Genomic DNA, 18,578 nt, shown 5'->3' with positions numbered 1-18,578 from the left:
AAGTAAATCGCATTATTCTCTAAACAGTTTTTAACTCTCAGTTCGTTTCTAAAATATACAGTTAAGATGCTTCTATTGGAACGTAAAGCGTTTTGTAAGATTTTCCCATGGAAATAGAGGTTTTAAAGCCACGCACATTACTATCCTCGAACAAAAGCCTGTGTGTCATGGCTTCAAAATCTTCCATATTCTTTGCGATGCTAATAATTACAAAATCACCTTCCCCTGTAACGTAGTAGCACTGTTGAACCAATGGCTCTTTTATAGCTTTACGCCGAAATGACTCTATATGTTCAGATCTGTCCCTTTCGAGTTCGACAATTATCACAAAGGTCATGCTCATATCCACGGCAACCGGATCTACAATGATAACGTTTCCTTTTATTACTCCACTGTTACGCAAACGTTTGATGCGACGCTGAACTGCAGGCACTGAAAGTGATACTGCGTCCGCCAGGCGTTCGAGAGTTAAGCTTGCATCATTCTGTAGCAGGTTTAGTAGTGCCGCATCTTTAGGATCCATAAAGCGAAGCCTCTTATCGAAAAAGAACTTGAATACGCAAAATTCTATATCGTTCGGGTGTATAAAAGCAATTTCTAATCAAATTATTTTGCCATGATGTAACTGCAAAAGCGACACAGGTGAAGGCAAGCTCGGAACTGATGCCCTTTTAGGCTCGACGTGAGCGCAACGTAGGTTTTTATATAAGGCCAAAGCCTCAAAAATCATAGTGCCTTCTCAAGCGTCATGAGAAAACTTGTCTTCCGAAAAAAATCACTAAGAGGCGTTCTAAATGAGAAATATAATGGAAGCAGTTGAAGATTCGGTTAGAGCAAATGATTTTATAATTTTAAGGAATTGCTTTGGGCGGTTTGATGTAACGTTGAAATTAGAAGGCATGAATTTTGCTGAATCTATTAAGCTTCGCACTGCTAAAGCACTTGTGAATCACGCAGAAGAGCATCTTGATCTCAAGAAAAACAAGAGGTTTATAGAGTCAAGCTCAGGAAATCTTGGCGTGGCGCTGAGTATGATAGCGGCTAGCCGCGGTTACGAGTTCATCTGTATAGTTGACCCTAACACCAATGCTACCAACATTGCCATTATGAAAGCAATGGGTGCAAATGTAGTGGTCGTGAATACTAAGGATGAATCTGGTGGTTACCTCGGAACCAGAAAAAAATTCATTAGGGAACGACTTTCACATGACAATACACTCATATGGATAAACCAATATGAGTGTGAGGCAAACCCTGCCATACACTTTTCTGAAACAGCTCATCAAATAAATATTAATTGCTCGGACGTGCGTAAGATTTACATCGGCGCAGGAACCACTGGTACTGCTATGGGCGTATCAAATTACTTTAAAAAATATTTTCCTAAAATAGATTTAATAGCAGTCGATTCTGTTGGATCAGTCACTTTTGGAGGGAACGCCAGTCCAAGATATCTTCCTGGTCTTGGTTCTAGTGTGCCACCAATTTTTTTCAAAAAAGAAAGCTTCAATCGCCTGATCAGTATTAAAGAAAGTCAGACTGTTGCTGTCTCTAGATACATTGCAAGAAAATACGGACTCTTACTCGGTGCCTCTACTTGTACTGTGCTCGCTGGCATGTATGAGGACATTAACGCGACAGAAGAAGTGTTGGTAGCCATATCGCCGGATTTAGGAAGTAAGTATATAGACACAATGTACAACGACGAGTGGTGCGACGAAAAATTCGGTAGTGAATGGCGTAACATTAATCTTAGTAGCAATGAACCCAAAACTTACCAAGTGGAGCTTTAAATAATGTTTAAGGTAATCAGAGGCATTGAAATTTCCAATTATCTTGACCAAGAGACTGAATCTGTACTGAAGATAGTTGAAGAAACATATCTGATGCATAAAAATGGTTTTACAAACAATCCAGATAGTTACTTCTTGAAATTTCCAGATAATGATAAGGATAGAATTATAGCACTCCCAGCTTCTATCAACGATCCAAATATTCAGATTGCAGGCATTAAATGGATTGCCAGCTATCCTGGTAACATCGAAAAAAATCTTCAACGTGCCTCCGCCACCATGATCCTGAATGATTATCGAACAGGCTATCCATTAGCTTTACTTGAAGCTTCTCAAATAAGCGCACATCGGACGGCTGCATCTGGCGCAATCACTGTTGGAGCATTGAGTGAACGGGGAAGAGAGATTAACACAGTGACCCTAGTAGGTTGTGGAGTACTGGGTCAAAAAACAATACATTATCTAGTATCGCTTGGTTTCGATATAAAAGAATTAATGGTTTATGACCTTAACGAAAAATATGCCGAACGCTTTGTAGAGAAAAATGATCAATTTGAAAAATGCAGAATTTCTTCCACTCTTAAAGAAGCCTTTGAATCTGACTTAATTATATTGACGACAACTTCTGTTGAACCATATATTAATGTAGGCGATATAGACATCAAACGACAGATAATTCTCAATATCTCACTAAGAGATCTCCACCCGATAATTATAGAAAACTCGCTCAATGTGGTAGATGATATCGACCATTGCTTGAAAGCGCAGACTTCTTGCCATCTCACTGAGCAAAAGTTAGGTAATAGAGATTTCATAAATGCTGTAATAGCTGATGTATTAGACGGTAGCTTCGAAGACGACACCAGCAAGCCAATTGTTATCTCACCCTTTGGCTTGGGCGTTCTAGACTTGGCTTTAGCTTATCATATATATAAATACAAATATGATGATGCTTCTACTGTAGATATTGAAGGTTTCTTGCCAGACATGAAACGTTTGTGATCTTCATTAACTCGCTTAGTCAGTGTGGATCAAAGAAAACGCTAGCCGAACATTGCCGGAAGAGCGCTTATTGAGATATTTCCTTGCATTTCTGAGGGCCATAATAAGGCCCTTTATAAAAGGGACGCGGCGCTATATCTAAAAATATAATCTTATTTTTATAAGGAAAGACGATAATTATGAATCCAAGATAAAACAATAGGTTAGAAAAAGCTCACAACTGAGGGTTATTAAGATGCACGACGATTCTTTCAAACTAACGCAGACAATTACTGGTGAACAGAATATGTTTCACTTGGGATACTCGGTTGAATACGAACCGCCTAGTGCTCTTTTGCCAACAGAACGTCACGACCCGGCACGAGTAGGAGAACTGATAGAAAAAGTGAAGAAAAAGGGATTTTGGACGACCCCTATTTTGGTTGAGCAAAATTCATTGGCTATCATGGATGGCCACCACCGTACTGCTGTCGCTTTAAAGTTGAACCTGAAAAAAGTACCAGTAGTAAAGCTGAGCTATGGTGACCCAAGAGTTCTTCTTAGTGGGTGGGAGCCTGGAAAATTTTTCAGCCCTGAAGAGATCATTTCTGCAGCTTTATTAGGAGTGCCACTCCCATTAAAAAGCACAAAGCACGATCTTACAGTTCCATTACCGAGTCTAAAAGTGGCTTTAAGAGACTTAATCTATTGAGAAATCCGCACCTCTGATCATCACAAATCCTCGTGGCGACCATGGCCTAATCGAGTTCCTAGCCGCATGTTAGCGGCTTCTATGCTGGCTCTTCCCTTATCATCAAGATCAGGAGCCTGCATGTCTAGCGCCCTTGCGCTAAGCGCCATGGTGCTGCTCGGCAGTACACACTTTATCAATGGCGTACTCGCTCGTTTTTACCCGCCGCTCAATATTGCGTTTTACACTCACCTGGGCAGCGCGCTTGTCAGTTTTGCAGGCGCACTGCTCTTTTCTACCTGGGAGCCGCACGTGTGGATATGGGGCACGCTGGCGGGCATCGGCTACGCCCTTGGGGCGTGGCTGCTTTACCAGGGATTATCCCGGGCGCCCTTCGCCATCGTGGTGCCTGTTAGCGCTGTCGCGATGGTCACCATCGCCCTCGGGCTCTCGTTAATTTTCCTTGGCGAGCGACCCAGTGCGAGGGTATGGCTAGGAGTGGTGATCGCCCTCCCCGCCATCTGGTTAACCGCGAGCGGGGGTAAGCCGAACAAAATGCGGATGAATAGCAGCACCAGAGCGGGCCTGCTATTGGGTGTAGGCGCAGGCTTAGGGTTTGCCTTGCAGCTTCACTTCCTTGGCCAAGCTCCCGAGCCAAGCGCTTTTTATGGCATCGCACTCTGCATGTTCAGCGGCGCCATATGTTGCCTGCCCTTTTATCAACACGCACACCCAATACGAAAGCGCTTTCCACTCTTTGCAATAGCAGCGGGCGGCATCAGTGCATTAGGGCTAACGCTGTATGCGTTATCGCGGGAAGGCCAGCTAGCTATTATCAGCATCGTGATTGTATCGATGTACCCACTGATACCAGTCGTATTTGGCTCGATGGTGCGCAGGGAAAGGGTTAGCGGCACCAGTATAGTGGGATAGCGCTTTCAATTGTGGCGATGATGTTGATTATGGCGGGTAATGGTTACTAGCTGTTTGCTGACGAAATATTGTGGTTTACACCATGAACCTGCCTCCGTGGCTATGCTCCCTAACCATTGCTAAGGGCTTGCACGCGCCCCTCTGCCTGATAAGCTATTAAAGCCATTAGGCCAATTACTGAAGCGCTAACTCATGGGTTCAAAAAAGTCAGACCAATAAGCCGCAGCAACATTACTTTCCCGTTGATGCGGCTGCCTGCTTAAACCACTTCCTCAAATGTAGGCCGCCGCCAAATAATCTTATTTGCGCGGAGATTTTATCGTGCCTACTAAAAACACTCGGCTGTGGACTTACAGCCTGCCGGTAGCGCTAGTTCTGCTGGCCCCCTTCAATATTCTCGCGTCTCTCGGCATGGACATTTATCTGCCTGTTGTGCCCGCTATGCCAGCGATTCTCGGCACAACGCCCGAAGTAGTGCAGCTAACGCTTACCCTCTACATGATTATGCTTGGCGTAGGTCAGATTTTCTTTGGGCCGCTTTCAGACCGTTTTGGTCGGCGCCCGATACTGATTGGCGGGGTATTAGTATTCGCTTCAACTTCCTTGGCACTCGCGATGACCACTTCAGCCTGGCTTTTCGTTTTGCTACGACTGGTGCAAGCAACCGGGGCAGCCGCGATGTTGGTAGCAGTCTTCGCAACAGTGCGCGACGTTTATGCGAATACTCCCGAGAGCGCGGTCATCTATAGCCTAATGAACGCGATGTTGGCTTTCGTTCCAGCCCTTGGGCCGATTGCCGGAGCCTTGATTGCGAGTTATCTCGGCTGGGGAGCCATATTTCTTGCCCTGTGTATCTCAGCTCTCATAGCACTCCCCTTCGTATTACCGAAATGGCATGAGACACGACAAAGTAGAGAACACTCAAGCAGTGCCGATTTTGGTTTAGTGATTAGGAGCCCTTACTTCTGGGTTTATACGCTGGCTTTCGGCACAGCAATGGGATCTTTCTTTGTGTTTTTCTCTACTGCGCCTCGGGTACTCATCGCGGGAGCTGGCTTATCCGAGCTAGGTTTTAGCGTTGCCTTTGCCACGGTAGCTGTTGTGATGATTGCCACAACGCGCTTCGCAAAGTGTTTCGTGGCTCGCTGGGAGATTAACGGCTGCGTGATTCGCGGCATGCTGATACTACTTTTCAGCGCGATCTTGCTTGGGTTGGGCGAAATATTCCTAACACCCAGCTTCTGGTCTTTCGTGTTACCCATGTGGCTGGTTGCGGTCGGTATTGTGTTAACAACCTCCGTTACAGCCAATGGTGCACTTCAGGAATTCAGCGAGCTGGCAGGCACTGCCGTTGCCCTGCACTTCTGCGTTCAAAGCTTGATCGTCGGCGTTATAGGCACGGGCACAGTGATAGTTCTGAATGGTGGCACGGCCTCGCCACTTATCGCCTATACAGGCGGCATGGCAGCGATTACGTTGGCTGCGCTTACAGGCTTAACGCGTTATAAACGACAGAGGTAGTTCGTTCTTTTTCAGTGGCGATCAAGCCTTATAGTGGCAAAGATTGCCACTACAAGTCCAATGTCCGCCCAAGCAATACCGTATAGCGCGTACTGCGCCCACCACCGGGTAGCTTGGAAAGGCAGCCTTTTTCCAGCAGCTCTGACAAATCCCGCGTTGCGGTGGCTTTACTCACTTTGGCCAACGATTGGTACTTACGCGCATTGATGCCCTGCGCAAATTCCTCTCCTGCTGTATCCAATAAGCGGTTCAGCACCTTGATTTGCCGTTCGTTCAGCACGGTGGTGGCATGCCGCTGCCAGAAGGTGGCTTTCATTAACACACGGTCGATTCTTAACAGCGCCTGCTCAAGCGCCTCTTTCAGCGTGTCCAGAAACCACAACAACCACGGCGTAATATCGAGGCTGCCTTTCTGAGCGCTTTCAAGGTGATCGTAGTAAGCGTGGCGGCGCGCCATAATGGCCGCGCTCAAGGAATAGAAGCGGACGGATTGCCGCTCTGCTTGCGCCAGCGCGCGATCTGTCACCGCGCGGGTAACGCGCCCATTGCCATCATCAAAGGGGTGCAAGGTAATCAACCATAGATGGGTGATACCAGCGCGAACCAGCCCATCAAGCCCCTGAGGCGGCTGGTTGAACCAAGTAATAAAGGCATCCAGCTCAGCCTTCAACTGCCCACGGGGCGGTGCTTCAAAATGCACGTTAGGCCGATCAAGCCGCCCCGAAACCACTTGCATGGGGTGATCACCACGCAGCTCGCCTACACGTACATTGCCAAGCACGCCAGGGCCTTGCACAAAAAGCATGGATTGCCAGAGGCACAACTGTTCGCGGGAAAGTGGCTCATCAAATTGATGCGTGGATTGCAGCAATAACTCGACCAGCGCCTCGGATTCTGGTGTTGTTCTGGCGGAGACACCGGCCTACTCTAAACCCAACTGGCAAGCAACGGAAGACCTCACGGAGCCAACGTCCAGGCGCTCACCTTCGATTTCGCTGGTACGAAGTGCATTCTGAATCAGTGCATCCATCTCCACGTCCAGATCAGCCTGACCGTAGGCCGCCTCAGTTTTACCCAACACCCTCCCCTGCAGTAACCGCACGGCATCCAGCGTAGGCCGAAGAACGGATTCGTCCCACTCAAAATGCGGCCAATGTCGCTTCTCCCAGATATACATGAGCCGATTGCTCCGCCTATTCAGATCACATTATGAGCCGATTATGGTTTATATTCAGTTCATAGATTAATTAGGAAGTTGCTTCTGGTGCGCGATAACGGCATAAGGGTAGTATGAGTCCAAGACAGGCAGAGGAAAATTACTGGAATAACTATAAACATGTGGCCAGTTTTACTTGACCACTACAATGACCGTGTGGTGAAAGGAGTCAACGTGAGCGACGAGGAAGCAAGCAAGTACCCTCATAGCGCCATTTCCACTTGGAGCGGATTTGTCTACCAAGGCAAAGTGGCGCTCTATCACTGCCTCAAGCTAATTAATGAAGGCGATAGTGAATTTGAGCTACAACTGGATAGCACAGATGATTTCGCAATTTACAAAGATGGCAACCTGATTAGTGCGCATCAGGTAAAAGCAAAAATTGGTGATTACCGTGGAAACTACAAGGAAGCTTTAGAAAAATCGGCTAGCCTGGAGCTAGATAGGGTCGCAGGGATCAAAAGGTATTTCCATATATCCCAACCCATAAATGACCATAGCGATTACGTGGGCTCCAATCACGAGTGTGTTGAATTCTACCGATATGGTGAATCTCATCATTGCGAACTTGATAAAATTGAAGAGTTGACAAAGCAGGTCATTAAAGAAATTTATGCCCGCCAAACTGTGGCTTTTGATGACAGCCTGATAGACGCAAATTATTGTCTACTATCAGACAGAATCAGCTCAAAAGCGCTAGCTATCCACGCAAGAATACAAAATGAAGGTGATACTCAACGTAAAGCAGCTTACGAAAGTCGAGTGACTGCAGAAAGCATCCTTTCGGACATAACTGACACGAATCCGTACGAGCGAAAAGACTATTACGCGATAGAGCTGAAGGCGCGTCTTCACAGTCATCTGGAAGAAAGACTAGATGAATCACTGCCAGGTATGTCGAACGCGGTCTACGAAAGAGCGAGACGCATATATGAGCTGATAAGACTCTCAGAGGGCGGTGATTTCAAGATACTTTGCCAACTGATGAAACCCTCAGAAAAATTTTCACGCATTCAGGATGCAGATATACGGCGATACTCAGATCTCGTACACACAATTAATGTTGAGCCTATCTTAAAGCGACTGCCGCACTACTTGGATAGCAATAATAAATTCTACGCACCAACAGCGCTGTATCTGCCAGAGCCAACAGATAAAAAATACTGCAAATCTGAGATTATCGCTGAAATAAAAAATAACGATGATCTAGGAAATTTGCTATTTGAATTTAACAATCTAATTGCTGCCAAGGCCACCGAAAGTTTCATAGTAGATACTAAATATACAAATTGCTTTAATGGAAGCTCCATTGATGCTCAAGAACGCATCGACAGTAACATTACGAAAAGTTTATGCATCAGCATTTTAACACGAGACGACGCAGAGGCTCGGCTTAAATGATTATTGACCTCATCCATCAGGCTCTAGTAGCACATAGATTTTCCAAAGTGCAGGGTAATGATACAACAAGCTTCTTTGTGCGAGAGAATGGTACAGCAATCCGATTTGCAGTTTTGCATCGGTTAGACGAACTGATGAAGCCCGGTGATCTTAACGCTGTAATCAACCAATCAGCGCCTGAAGTATTTATAACTGATCCTGCATTTAGAAAAAATTGCGATTTAATTTGTATTCATCACCTCGACAAATTGGCCGAATTTAAAAATCACGAAGAGGAAATTTTCGAAATTGAAGAAGACCCTCACTTCTACAAAAAATACGTGCTCTACTACAGTGACACTGAAGTCGAAGCTATTAAGGGGCTAGATTTCGTCAAGCTAAATGAATTAATTTCAGATAAAGAGCAATTCAATATTTACAAAAATGAACCCACGGCAGCTACTAAGTATAGTGCAGCTGCAAAAATATTTATTAAGCTACCTTTCTTGGAGCTCCACATCAAAAACGCTGAATTAGTACCGCTTCGCCTACAGATTGAAGAGGCGGTGGCCGAAGCTGACCTTGTCAATACCTATAGTACGGTACAAAAACACGCCCAAAACAATGTCGAAAATTTAATCAAGGAACTGATTAGCTATGAACTGGCAAATCTCCAAAATTGAGATTTCAAGCTTTAAAGCTTTCAAACAAATTCATCTAGATTTCAGCGACTCATCGCTATTGACATTAGATGGACCAAATGGCTTCGGAAAAACTAGCGTTTTCGACGCAATTGAACTGCTATTGACCGGCAGTATAAAACGAATTCGTCAGTTGTTTACCACCCTCATGATGGGGAATAAAACCAATTATAAGGATAACCTACTCTGGAACAAGCGCTCAGGAAAGAAAGATCTAGCGATAAAAATTGAATTCTTCAACGGAACTCGTAAAATTGTTTTGGCAAGGCATACTCCCGCAGCAGATTTTGAGGAGAAGGCCAACAATCGTGCAGACCAATTCAACCACCTCAATCTCTTCGAGCTTCCCATTTTTTCGTCAAACGATTACATAGCAGAAAATCTCCGTGACGAAAGTTTCATTGAGGAGCTCTTCGGCAAAAACTTCAAAGAAAACTTCTCATACTTAAATTATTTGGAACAGGGTCAAAATCAGCTCCTGCACACTAGGGTGGACAAACGTAAGGAGGCGTTAAACAACCTCTTTAATATTCGCGATGTGAAGGCAGAAACTGACAAGTGCAGAGCTATCTCTATGCGTCTGACAAAATTCATAAATGATCCGAAGCGTGCTGCCGATTTATTAAGGCTAGAAATTGAGGCTGATTCGCTTAAAGGGATGATTCAAGCTGATCCAGGAGCAATTGAATATAAAAAAATCTCAACCGCTGTACTGCACCCAGGCTGGGACAAAGAGTCACCATTTCCTACCTACGCTGTGGAAATCCACGCTGAGTATGTTGAAAATCTCCAGCGACTTGGAAGATTAGTTACACTAAAGAGAGCGATACAAATCAGGGATAAAAACGAGGAGATTGAAAAATACATTGAGCTTAACAAAGACTCTGTGAAAAGCCTGGCACGCTTTGGCAGCGATATGGACAAGCTAGAGGATCTCGACGTCACCAAAAATAAATTAAACGAACTGATTAAATCTATTGAGATCATCAAACGTGGCGCAACAGTCATTAAGGCCTATGAGGCCGAGAGCCTTCCTGGATGGGGCCAAGGACGCTTGAACTGGTTCCTTGAGCAAATTGTTACCCGTGACGCGCTGCAGAAAAAGAGTAACTCGAATGCCAACGCAGCTACGGAGCTGAATCTTCTAAAAGTGGCACTGCTTGCTGAGCATGCCAAGCTCTATGCTGATGATAAGCACTGCCCACTGTGTGGCGCCGACTGGCAAGCTCATGACAATATGCTGCAAAAGATTGAGCTCAGAACAAAGCAGATCAACGATGCGCTAAGCGCTGATGGACAGAACCTGATCAATCTCACGGGGATTATGAGTGCTGAACTGGCCACGATTGAAGCCCAGATCCAGGCCCGACATACGCAGCTATCCGTCGGGTACAACAACGCGCTACACAACGCCTTACTCCGTGATAAATCTCGGTTGCCAGCAATCACCAAACTTGCAGCCCGACTTCAAGCTTTAGGTGTACAGCTAGACTATTCTTTCTCCGAAAATGAAGAGGAGGTAGCCCCCCGGACTCAGGAGCTGACAGCCTCCATCAGAAGCCAGAAAGCAGCTGAAACAGAGCCGCTGCCGGAAGACTGGAGAAAGGTTATCACCGCAGCTTTCAACGAGCTCCAAGACTTCTACATTGTCGAACCTCAAGCGCTGAAAGACAAAGAGCTATACATTGAGGCTAAAGCTAACGAAGCACAGAGCAGCAGGCTAAAGCAATGCTTTGATGAGATACAGGACATCAAGCGTGAGAAAGAAGCAGCGAGAATTGCTAAAGATAAGGTCAATAAGCTAAAGACAACCCTGGAGAAAACGGAGCGCAACTACTCTGAACAAACCATTGCCGAGATTGAGCTAATTTTCCACATCTACAGCGGGCGGCTTATCCAGAACTATCAGCGCGGCTTGGGTCTGTTCATTGAAAGCAAAGACGGTAAAGAACTCAGATTCCTGACAGCCGAGAAGTCTGAGTATGACGCGATTCTGTCGATGAGCTCCGGGCAGGTTTCAGCACTCAGCCTGGGTTTCTTCCTTTCGCTGAATAAAGTCTACTCGAGCGTACCACTGATCCTTATCGATGACCCATCGCAGTCTCTGGATGAGGTAAACATCGCCTCTCTGACCGACCTCCTGCGCTGTGAGTTCAGCCATCGTCAGCTAATCGTTTCCTCGCACGAAGACGATATATCCGCGTACATGCGATACCGGTTCACTAAGGCTGGACTCAGCACTCAATCCCTCAACATGCAACGTTTGGCGAAGGAAGCCCTGGTAGCTGCAGGCTGAGTTACCACGGCAGGGGCCTATGAAGCGTGCTCCTATTTATTTACTAGGTGTATGGTTCCGTGACGTAATGGCTCAAATCATTACAAAATTTCTCGAGCTCTCTTTGCCATTGCTCAAGTATAAACCCAATCAGCGGTTTGCTCTTGAGCGCCCTCAGTACCAAGGCACTGTTATAGATCCATAGATAATTCTTTAAGTGGGTTTGGAGCTTATCCAGCGAGGTGTCATGCAACGCCCGGATCGTTGCCTCCTTAATGGAGCATTTCATTCGCTCCGCCTGGCCGATGGTCTAATGGGTGAAAAGGCTTCATTAGGTGGTTCTCAATCAGGGGATGACGTCTCATGGCATAGGGTGAATTTAATACCCCGTAACATGTCACACAAACACCGTGCTTGGGATTCAGAACGCTACCAGAATTTGCCAGCCCCAAAATGCCAGAAGCCCGCATATACGCGGGCTTCCAGAGTATTTTTTACCAAACGCTAATGGTCTATGCCGGACGCGATCTCACTCCCACTCAGACATAAATAAGTCGAAATAATTCCTATGCAACAACAGGTTGCAAATTAGCTGCTATCCAATGCCATTAAAAATACCATGCCAAGAAGAAGCACATGAGAGCATGAGCTGCATCGTAACGGACCGTCGACCGCCTTATGGAGCCCAGTCTCACAATTTCACCAACGACGGGAACTCGCATCAGGGCCCGAATGTCCGGACCAGGCTGATTGCGGCCGGTCATTCGTTCAGGAGTCAACGACTGCTGTGATCGAAACCGGACTCAGCGCTCATTCGAGTCCTACCGCCGACATCTGCGCCACCATGATGCCGCAACTAGGTGTGTCACTCGATCTGATTGGTCGATGCCAGAATCTCGTGATGGCCGGCAATCGCGTCCGCCGGGACTAACGGCATCACGACTACGCGGCAGAAAAACGTGGGGCCTGAGTCTGGCTGGCGAACAGATCGAGGGCCTGCTTGATAACAGAGCCTGCAGCGGCGCTGTCGCTGGCCGGAGTAGCCCAGTCCCCATCCCATACAGCGAGCTTGCAAAGGCCCCACACAAGGCTGGTATTCATGCTAGTAGCGGGGGCTTCAGGACCGACTCAGGAGCGACCCTCCCAGTTCTTCGGAGTCTGCCTTCGCCTTGCTGGACGATCCTGGGACAGCTCGATAGCACGCGATCGAAGCTCCTGCACCTTCCTCTTGAAGCAGTCATCGGAGAACTTGCCTAGCCCCATGAACTTAAGGACGATGTCATACGTCTGCCAGTGCTTCGGGGGATTCTTGTCGAGCATTACTTCGATCAGCTTCAGCATTTCGGATTTCAGCTGTGGGCCTGTGGTGAGCAGTTCTTCGTGTTCGACCTCATTCTCCTCACCGGCATCATCTCCGTCTTGAACGACCTTCAGCACCCTCAGAAAGGTCACAGCCAACTTCAGCAGTGCACGGTCGCTTTCGAAATGCGACAGGAACTCGTCACGATGCGACTCAGGAATCCAGCTTTTGTGCTCGTCCAAGGAATCCAGGGCATTGGGCGCGAGGGCCGCCATCCGGGCAAGCCAATCTGACTTCACGTCTTGACTCACGGGTAGTCCGAAGAGCACGGCCCAGACGTTCGCCATGAACTCGCCCGTAGTGCGCTGTTTGCGCTCGAGCAACAGACCGGCCAAGCGCTCTGCATGGGCGACGCCCAGCACACACGCTACTTCCGCCAGTTCCTCTTCCTGGCCCATTGACGACAGCCATTCCCATGCGACCTCGAACATGCTGTGGTCTGGCATGCGCACGATCCTCCGGATCACCGCCTCCCAAGCGATGTTTCTAGATGCGTGGGCACCAACGTAATAGATGGCGGGGTGGTCGCCAGTGTAAACATGCACACACGCTTCGAGAACCGAGCCCGGCAACCCAGAGATGATCTCCCCGGGTGCTGAAGCCAATGTGAGTCCAGCTGGTAGAAGCGTCTTCTGGATTTCAGATGGAACGTCACTACGTGTCAACGCTGCTGCTTGCAGCCACATGACATCAAGGACCGCTGTCGTCAAATACTTGAGCAGACACGCGCGCTCAACGTCCGTCAGGTCGTCCCAAGCACTGACCAGGTCCGAGACGACACGGATCCGACTTGCTGTACCTGGCACTGCAAGCAGACGTTTGATCCATGCTCCCCTCTCGCCGATGTCGCTCGGCACACCTGATATAAGGATGTCCGTGACGCCGAGGATGTAGTCGCTCGGGATGCCAGACAACGCGTACTGATGGACCAACTCTATCCAACGGTCAATGATTTCCAGAAGGCTCTGAGTGGAGATGTTCCCAATGGCGTCCTTCACCACGTGGTATAGCCGCTCGTCCCTGAATGAGGCGCCCAGCGGCAGTTGGCGGAGAACCTTTGGCATCAAAGCTTCAAACAACAGCCAAGGGGTCTCGGGGCCTCCATACTCTTCGCGAGCAATGAGCACTAGACTGTCGATGAGAACCGCGGCCGAGATCGGGGAGTCAGCCATCACCTGCAGTCCACTTATAAGTGCGGCGCGGCGCGCTTCACCGCAGTCCGGCCACGCTTCCAGCACACCGTAGTATGCGGCCTTGGTGACGGATGGGTGCTGCTCATTGAAGATGCGCTGCAACAGCAGGTGGTCACCGTTCCGAGGGGAACCGAGCCAGAGATGCGCAACTGGCGCACGGACCATAGAGATGTCAAAGCTAAGGAGACGAGACGCCATCTGAAGCGTCAGCTGCCCCGGTGACCGCTGAAGGAACATCACAGCTCTTGCCGCATCGTGTGCGGAAAGCGTATGCGGCCGCTCACTGTCGAAGAGGGCTAACGCATCCGCCACCTCTACTTGGGAAACCGATGCTGGGAAGGGGTCGACTTCTAGCCTGTCTCCGACAGTGGCCGACGGGATGCGTGGCTGACCGTCCTCTGTCCATTCGACGGATGAGAGCTTCATAACAGTCACGCTGCGTACCCAGTCAGGCACCTTTCCCTGCTCCTTCACTGAAAGCGATGCAAGCCTGCGCGCGAGAAACTCGAAACACAGATCACGTACCGCTGGGAAGATCGAACGCAGCCCGCGAACCGCTATGTTGACGACGCCTTGCCGACCTTCCTCTGTGTTCAGGTTTCGGTACACCCAGCCGAGATTGGTGGCCGCCGCACGTGAGGCATCAGCATCGAGCGTGAACAACGCCCGCTCCAAAGCGGACAGCGCCGACTCTATTGACCGGGTCGTGGCTGCATCTACAAGCGACTCGGCACTGGCTCGGTAGAACGGGTGGCTGAAGGTGTAGCGCCTGGATGCCCGGCTCACCATCCTCCGAAGCTCAAGGCGATCCAAGTCATTGACCTGCTGAGCAGACAAAGCCGGAAGTGGCACGTAGCTTGGCGGCGGCGCCGACGGCTTAGTCGAAGCTCGGCTAGGCCAGGAGGACGTGATGCTCTTGACATTGGACTCACCGGGACGGTCGCTGCGCTTGTCGTCCAGCACAAATGCCAGCTCCAGCTCGGCGCTTCGCAGGGAGGGTGTCGATGCGATCGCGAGCGCGCTCATCAGAGGTGCGAGTTGCTCCTCGCGCAGCGCGTCGCCCAGAGATTTCGAGTCCTGACGCGCGTAGCTGATAACGTCAGCAAGCTGAGCGTTCGCGCCAACACGGTCGTGGTTGGCCGCAAGGTAGACGAGGCAGCCAGGTTCCAAGTCAAGTTGCCCGGCCTCGATGCCCTCTGCAACCAACGTTTCCAGAGCCGGCGGAACGGAATAGTCGGCGGTCAGTGCACTCCAGAGGCCGCCCAGGAAGTCGTTGGTACCAATGCTCATCTCCACCCAAGGCAAGTTACCCGTACGGACGACGGAGACTGAATGGCATCGAGAGATTTGCAGGAGGCGGTCCTGCGCTTGAGAGACGATGAGCCGCCTGCCGTTGGCAAGTTTGGGGATCAGGGCGCCCAGTAGCGTCAGCTCGCGTGCCGCGTTGTCCGCCGCGTGCGCGCCTCCAAGTGGGTCGTCGACGAGAGCGGCCCGGTTGCCAGTGACAGGCTCGGTCAGATAGCGTTCTGCTTCTGAAATGTCGGTACAGATTCGAACGCTGTAGCCCTGGCTTTGTAGCGAGTACGCCAAGTTGCGAGCGCAGGACGTCTTTCCTACGCGAGGGGCGCCTGTGAGGAGGAGCGCAGAGTCGAGCGACAACCGGTTCAGTAAGGCGCACTCCTCCCCTCTGGAAACATATGACGCCGCCACCAGTGGGTCTACCGCCGAGCTCCAGGAGATGACCCCGTCCACCTGTGGCAGTACGTTCACCCCGGTCTTCTTCTCCGTCACGACGATCTCTGTGATGCGTCTTGTCGCCTCCTCGACCCGATCTGGAACCACGCGGTGAACAGCTTCAAGGGTGGCTCGAATGCGTCTTAGAACCTCGGCCTCGTCGAGCCGTTCAGTGATCAGAACCCTTTGAAGTGCTGCCTTCAGTGAAGCAGCAGGTGTGACAACAAGCAATGTTCCGATGTTCGCTCGACGTCGTTTAGTCAACTCCGAGTCAGTCGATGAAGTGCCGGTTTCGTAGTTATTCAGGCTCTCCCGCATTCCGCACTCAGTGGTGGTTGTCACCCTCCCCTTAGGAACGTGCGTCGTGTGGACCGACAGGGGCACCGCATGGGGGACGACGGCATCGTTGCAGCGGCCGCTGGCAACAAAGAGCACGGATCTGCTGGAGTCGCTCGAAATCCGCTCTAGCAGCGATCCGCTGTCACCGTGGGCTGGATAGTGTACAAGCCAATCCGCCAATACGTCATGCGTGATGGCGGTGGTTGCGCCCTTCACCTGCACTTCCACCGTTCTGGCAACGCCGCCTTCTGTGGTTTGTAGAAGTGCATCTTCGCCATCTTTGGGCTCGATCTGCAGCGAAGCCCCTGGATTCCCAGACGCGAGCACAGCCAGAAGTGCGCATACGTGGTCCTGAAAGCGGTACTTCTGTTGGCCGATGATTTCTATGGACATGCCTCTTCGTCGAAACGAAACCTCCCTCTTTGCTATCTGGTTAGATGGTTTGAGTATCCATCGGAATGCGTCGCCATGGCAACCGGCTCACCCGAGGGCGTCGCGGGTCCAGAGAGCGAATTCGGCGCACTGCGCCACCACCTGCGCCTTAGTCATCGTGATGTACCGCCGAGTGTCCGCCTTCTTCGTAATCAAGATGACTGGGCTGGACGCATACGGAGAACGGCCGCACTCCCAGAATGCCATGCCAGTCGCTGGATGTGCCCTTGGGATAAGCGCCACCCAACTTGTGACACCCAACTTGTGACACCCAACTTGTGACACCCAACTTGTGACACCCAACTCAATACCATAAAAAATTCCATTGATAACGCAATACGCATCATCAATGGAACGTGAAATATCATATTTAAATCAAGTGTTTATAAAAACCCTCACTCCCACTCAATAGTAGCAGGCGGCTTACTACTAACATCATAAGTCACCCGCGAAACCCCTTCCAACTCATTGATAATCCGGTTAGAAACTTTCTCAAGCAGCTCATAGGGCAGGTGCGCCCAGCGGGCGGTCATGAAGTCGATGGTTTCTACGGCGCGTAGCGCGATGACCCATTCGTAGCGGCGGCCGTCACCGACTACGCCTACCGATTTCACCGGTAGGAACACGGCAAACGCTTGGCTGGTTTTTTCGTACCAGCCGGAGGCGCGCAGCTCTTCGATGAAGATGGCGTCGGCATCGCGGAGGATGTCGGCGTACTCTTTCTTCACTTCGCCCAGAATACGCACGCCCAGGCCGGGGCCGGGGAACGGGTGGCGGTAGACCATGTCGTAGGGTAAGCCGAGCTCCAGGCCGAGTTTGCGCACTTCGTCTTTAAACAGTTCGCGCAGCGGCTCGACCAGCTTGAGCTTCATGGTTTCCGGCAGGCCACCTACGTTGTGGTGGGATTTGATCACGTGCGCTTTGCCGGTTTTAGAGGCGGCGGATTCGATCACGTCCGGGTAGATGGTGCCCTGGGCCAGGAAGTCGACGCCGTCGATCTTGCTGGCCTCTTCATCGAATACGTCGATAAAGGTGTTGCCGATGATTTTGCGCTTGGCTTCCGGGTCTTTCTCGCCCTTCAGCTTGCCGAGGAACAGGTCTTCGGCGTCTACGCGGATCACCTTCACGCCCATGTGCTTGGCGAAGGTCTCCATTACCTGATCGCCTTCCGCTTTACGCAGCAGGCCGTTGTCGACGAACACGCAAGTCAGTTGGGTGCCAATCGCTTTGTGCAGCAACGCGGCAACCACAGAGGAATCCACACCACCGGAGAGGCCGAGCAGTACGTGGCGATCGCCCACTTGCTCGCGCACGCGCTGAACCTGGTCTTCGATGATTTGTGCGGGCGTCCAGAGTTTTTCGGCTTTACAGATATCCAGCACGAAGTGCTCAAGAATGCGCTGGCCCTGCAGGGTGTGGGTCACTTCCGGGTGGAACTGTACGCCGTAAAACTGTTTCTCTTCCCAGGCCATGGCGGCAATCGGGCAGCTCGGTGTGGAGGCAGTCACGGTGAACGCGTCGGGCGCTTCGGCCACCTTGTCGCCGTGGCTCATCCATACGTCCAGCAGGGTTTTACCGCTTTTAGCGTCTACGTGGTCTTTGATATCTTTGAACAGCGCGTTGTCTTCGTCGATCTGAATCTGCGCGTAGCCGAATTCACGCTGGTTGGAGCCTTCTACCTTACCGCCCAGCTGCTCGGCCATGGTTTGCATGCCGTAGCAGATCCCAAACACCGGCAGGCCCATCTCAAACACGCACTGAGGCGCACGCGGGGAGTCCAGTTCCGTCACGGATTCCGGGCCACCGGCCATGATAATGCCGTTGGGGTTGTACTCGCGGATCTCCTCTTCGGTGATATCAAACGCGCGGACTTCGGAATAAACACCGATCTCGCGTACCCGGCGGGCGATCAATTGGGTGTACTGCGAGCCGAAGTCGAGAATCAAAATCTTATGGGCGTGAATGTCACTCATGGCGGGGTCTCGGTTAAGCGGTGTGGGTGCCGCTGGTAAGGCCAAAAAGCAAGCGG

14 protein-coding genes are annotated in these 18,578 nt (G+C 50.2%); 8 read left to right on the top strand and 6 right to left on the bottom strand.

All coding sequences use genetic code 11. The features are described from left to right. Window positions 1-61 precede the first annotated feature (61 nt). Complete coding sequence (locus HALTITAN_RS08190) at window positions 62-523, bottom strand: Lrp/AsnC family transcriptional regulator (protein ID WP_039858775.1); 462 nt, start codon at window positions 521-523, stop codon at window positions 62-64. Between the two features lie 283 nt (window positions 524-806). Between HALTITAN_RS08190 and HALTITAN_RS08185 the strand changes: the two genes are divergently transcribed. The 5 genes from HALTITAN_RS08185 (at window position 807) to cml (ending at window position 5,919) form a co-directional block, all read left to right on the top strand. Beyond that, a complete protein-coding gene (locus HALTITAN_RS08185) occupies window positions 807-1,793 on the top strand; it encodes a pyridoxal-phosphate dependent enzyme (protein ID WP_083868741.1) in 987 nt (328 codons plus the stop codon). A 3-nt stretch (window positions 1,794-1,796) separates the two neighbouring features. Beyond that, window positions 1,797-2,795: a 2,3-diaminopropionate biosynthesis protein SbnB gene (gene sbnB, locus HALTITAN_RS08180; RefSeq protein WP_009286817.1), complete on the top strand. Its 999-nt coding sequence runs from the start codon at window positions 1,797-1,799 to the stop codon at window positions 2,793-2,795. 235 nt (window positions 2,796-3,030) lie between these two features. Further along, window positions 3,031-3,486, top strand: a complete 456-nt coding sequence (locus tag HALTITAN_RS08175) for a ParB N-terminal domain-containing protein (RefSeq protein WP_083868739.1) — start codon at window positions 3,031-3,033, stop codon at window positions 3,484-3,486. 120 nt (window positions 3,487-3,606) lie between these two features. After that, window positions 3,607-4,398, top strand: coding sequence for a DMT family transporter (locus HALTITAN_RS08170; RefSeq protein WP_236614939.1), 792 nt, complete (start codon window positions 3,607-3,609; stop codon window positions 4,396-4,398). A 342-nt stretch (window positions 4,399-4,740) separates the two neighbouring features. Next, the gene (cml, locus tag HALTITAN_RS08165; protein WP_169331551.1) at window positions 4,741-5,919 is read left to right on the top strand and encodes a CmlA/FloR family chloramphenicol efflux MFS transporter; all 1,179 of its coding nucleotides are present in this window, start codon (window positions 4,741-4,743) and stop codon (window positions 5,917-5,919) included. A gap of 49 nt (window positions 5,920-5,968) precedes the next feature. On the opposite strand, the gene HALTITAN_RS08160 is transcribed toward cml, so the two are convergent. Next, window positions 5,969-6,790, bottom strand: coding sequence for a Fic family protein (locus HALTITAN_RS08160; protein ID WP_009286814.1), 822 nt, complete (start codon window positions 6,788-6,790; stop codon window positions 5,969-5,971). Window positions 6,791-6,841: 51 nt separating this feature from the next. Continuing rightward, complete coding sequence (locus tag HALTITAN_RS26265; protein ID WP_338074265.1) at window positions 6,842-7,096, bottom strand: DUF4172 domain-containing protein; 255 nt, start codon at window positions 7,094-7,096, stop codon at window positions 6,842-6,844. 213 nt (window positions 7,097-7,309) lie between these two features. On the opposite strand from HALTITAN_RS26265, the gene HALTITAN_RS08155 reads away from it, so the two are divergent. Genes HALTITAN_RS08155 through HALTITAN_RS08145 form a run of 3 tightly spaced genes read left to right on the top strand, consistent with a single transcriptional unit; the run spans window position 7,310 to window position 11,512 of the window. Beyond that, window positions 7,310-8,536 carry an ABC-three component system protein gene (locus HALTITAN_RS08155; protein ID WP_039858769.1) on the top strand — a complete coding sequence of 409 codons (1,227 nt, stop codon included), beginning with the start codon at window positions 7,310-7,312 and terminating at the stop codon, window positions 8,534-8,536. Beyond that, window positions 8,533-9,198, top strand: coding sequence for an ABC-three component system middle component 1 (locus tag HALTITAN_RS08150; protein ID WP_009286812.1), 666 nt, complete (start codon window positions 8,533-8,535; stop codon window positions 9,196-9,198). The genes HALTITAN_RS08155 and HALTITAN_RS08150 overlap by 4 nt, the downstream gene beginning before the upstream one ends. Further along, on the top strand, window positions 9,173-11,512 hold the full coding sequence (locus tag HALTITAN_RS08145) for an AAA family ATPase (RefSeq protein ID WP_009286811.1): 2,340 nt from the start codon (window positions 9,173-9,175) through the stop codon (window positions 11,510-11,512). Before HALTITAN_RS08150 ends, HALTITAN_RS08145 begins: the two co-directional genes overlap by 26 nt. An 844-nt stretch (window positions 11,513-12,356) precedes the next feature. Here the strand turns inward: HALTITAN_RS08145 and HALTITAN_RS25535 are convergent. The 3 genes from HALTITAN_RS25535 to guaA all read right to left on the bottom strand — a co-directional run bounded on the left by HALTITAN_RS25535 (window position 12,357) and on the right by guaA (window position 18,522). After that, window positions 12,357-12,551, bottom strand: coding sequence for a hypothetical protein (locus tag HALTITAN_RS25535; RefSeq protein ID WP_161609172.1), 195 nt, complete (start codon window positions 12,549-12,551; stop codon window positions 12,357-12,359). Between the two features lie 68 nt (window positions 12,552-12,619). Next, window positions 12,620-16,510 (bottom strand): nSTAND3 domain-containing NTPase, encoded by a 3,891-nt coding sequence (locus HALTITAN_RS08135; RefSeq protein WP_009286810.1) that lies wholly within the window; start codon window positions 16,508-16,510, stop codon window positions 12,620-12,622. A 434-nt stretch (window positions 16,511-16,944) separates the two neighbouring features. Then, window positions 16,945-18,522 (bottom strand): glutamine-hydrolyzing GMP synthase, encoded by a 1,578-nt coding sequence (guaA, locus tag HALTITAN_RS08130; RefSeq protein ID WP_039858767.1) that lies wholly within the window; start codon window positions 18,520-18,522, stop codon window positions 16,945-16,947. Window positions 18,523-18,578 lie beyond the last annotated feature (56 nt).

It is taken from the genome of Vreelandella titanicae BH1, assembly GCF_000336575.1.
Taxonomy (GTDB): domain Bacteria; phylum Pseudomonadota; class Gammaproteobacteria; order Pseudomonadales; family Halomonadaceae; genus Vreelandella; species Vreelandella titanicae.
This window is presented reverse-complemented; position numbering and strand designations above follow the sequence as displayed.

Excerpts from the sequence above, each read along its gene's own strand:
- HALTITAN_RS08190 (WP_039858775.1), bottom strand. The coding sequence starts at position 523 with ATGGATCCTAAAGATGCGGCACTACTAAACCTGCTACAGAATGATGCA.
- HALTITAN_RS08185 (WP_083868741.1), top strand. The coding sequence starts at position 807 with ATGGAAGCAGTTGAAGATTCGGTTAGAGCAAATGATTTTATAATTTTA.
- sbnB (WP_009286817.1), top strand. The coding sequence starts at position 1,797 with ATGTTTAAGGTAATCAGAGGCATTGAAATTTCCAATTATCTTGACCAA.
- HALTITAN_RS08175 (WP_083868739.1), top strand. The coding sequence starts at position 3,031 with ATGCACGACGATTCTTTCAAACTAACGCAGACAATTACTGGTGAACAG.
- HALTITAN_RS08170 (WP_236614939.1), top strand. The coding sequence starts at position 3,607 with ATGTCTAGCGCCCTTGCGCTAAGCGCCATGGTGCTGCTCGGCAGTACA.
- HALTITAN_RS26265 (WP_338074265.1), bottom strand. The coding sequence starts at position 7,096 with ATGTATATCTGGGAGAAGCGACATTGGCCGCATTTTGAGTGGGACGAA.
- HALTITAN_RS08150 (WP_009286812.1), top strand. The coding sequence starts at position 8,533 with ATGATTATTGACCTCATCCATCAGGCTCTAGTAGCACATAGATTTTCC.
- HALTITAN_RS08145 (WP_009286811.1), top strand. The coding sequence starts at position 9,173 with ATGAACTGGCAAATCTCCAAAATTGAGATTTCAAGCTTTAAAGCTTTC.
- HALTITAN_RS25535 (WP_161609172.1), bottom strand. The coding sequence starts at position 12,551 with ATGGGATGGGGACTGGGCTACTCCGGCCAGCGACAGCGCCGCTGCAGG.
- HALTITAN_RS08135 (WP_009286810.1), bottom strand. The coding sequence starts at position 16,510 with ATGTCCATAGAAATCATCGGCCAACAGAAGTACCGCTTTCAGGACCAC.
- guaA (WP_039858767.1), bottom strand. The coding sequence starts at position 18,522 with ATGAGTGACATTCACGCCCATAAGATTTTGATTCTCGACTTCGGCTCG.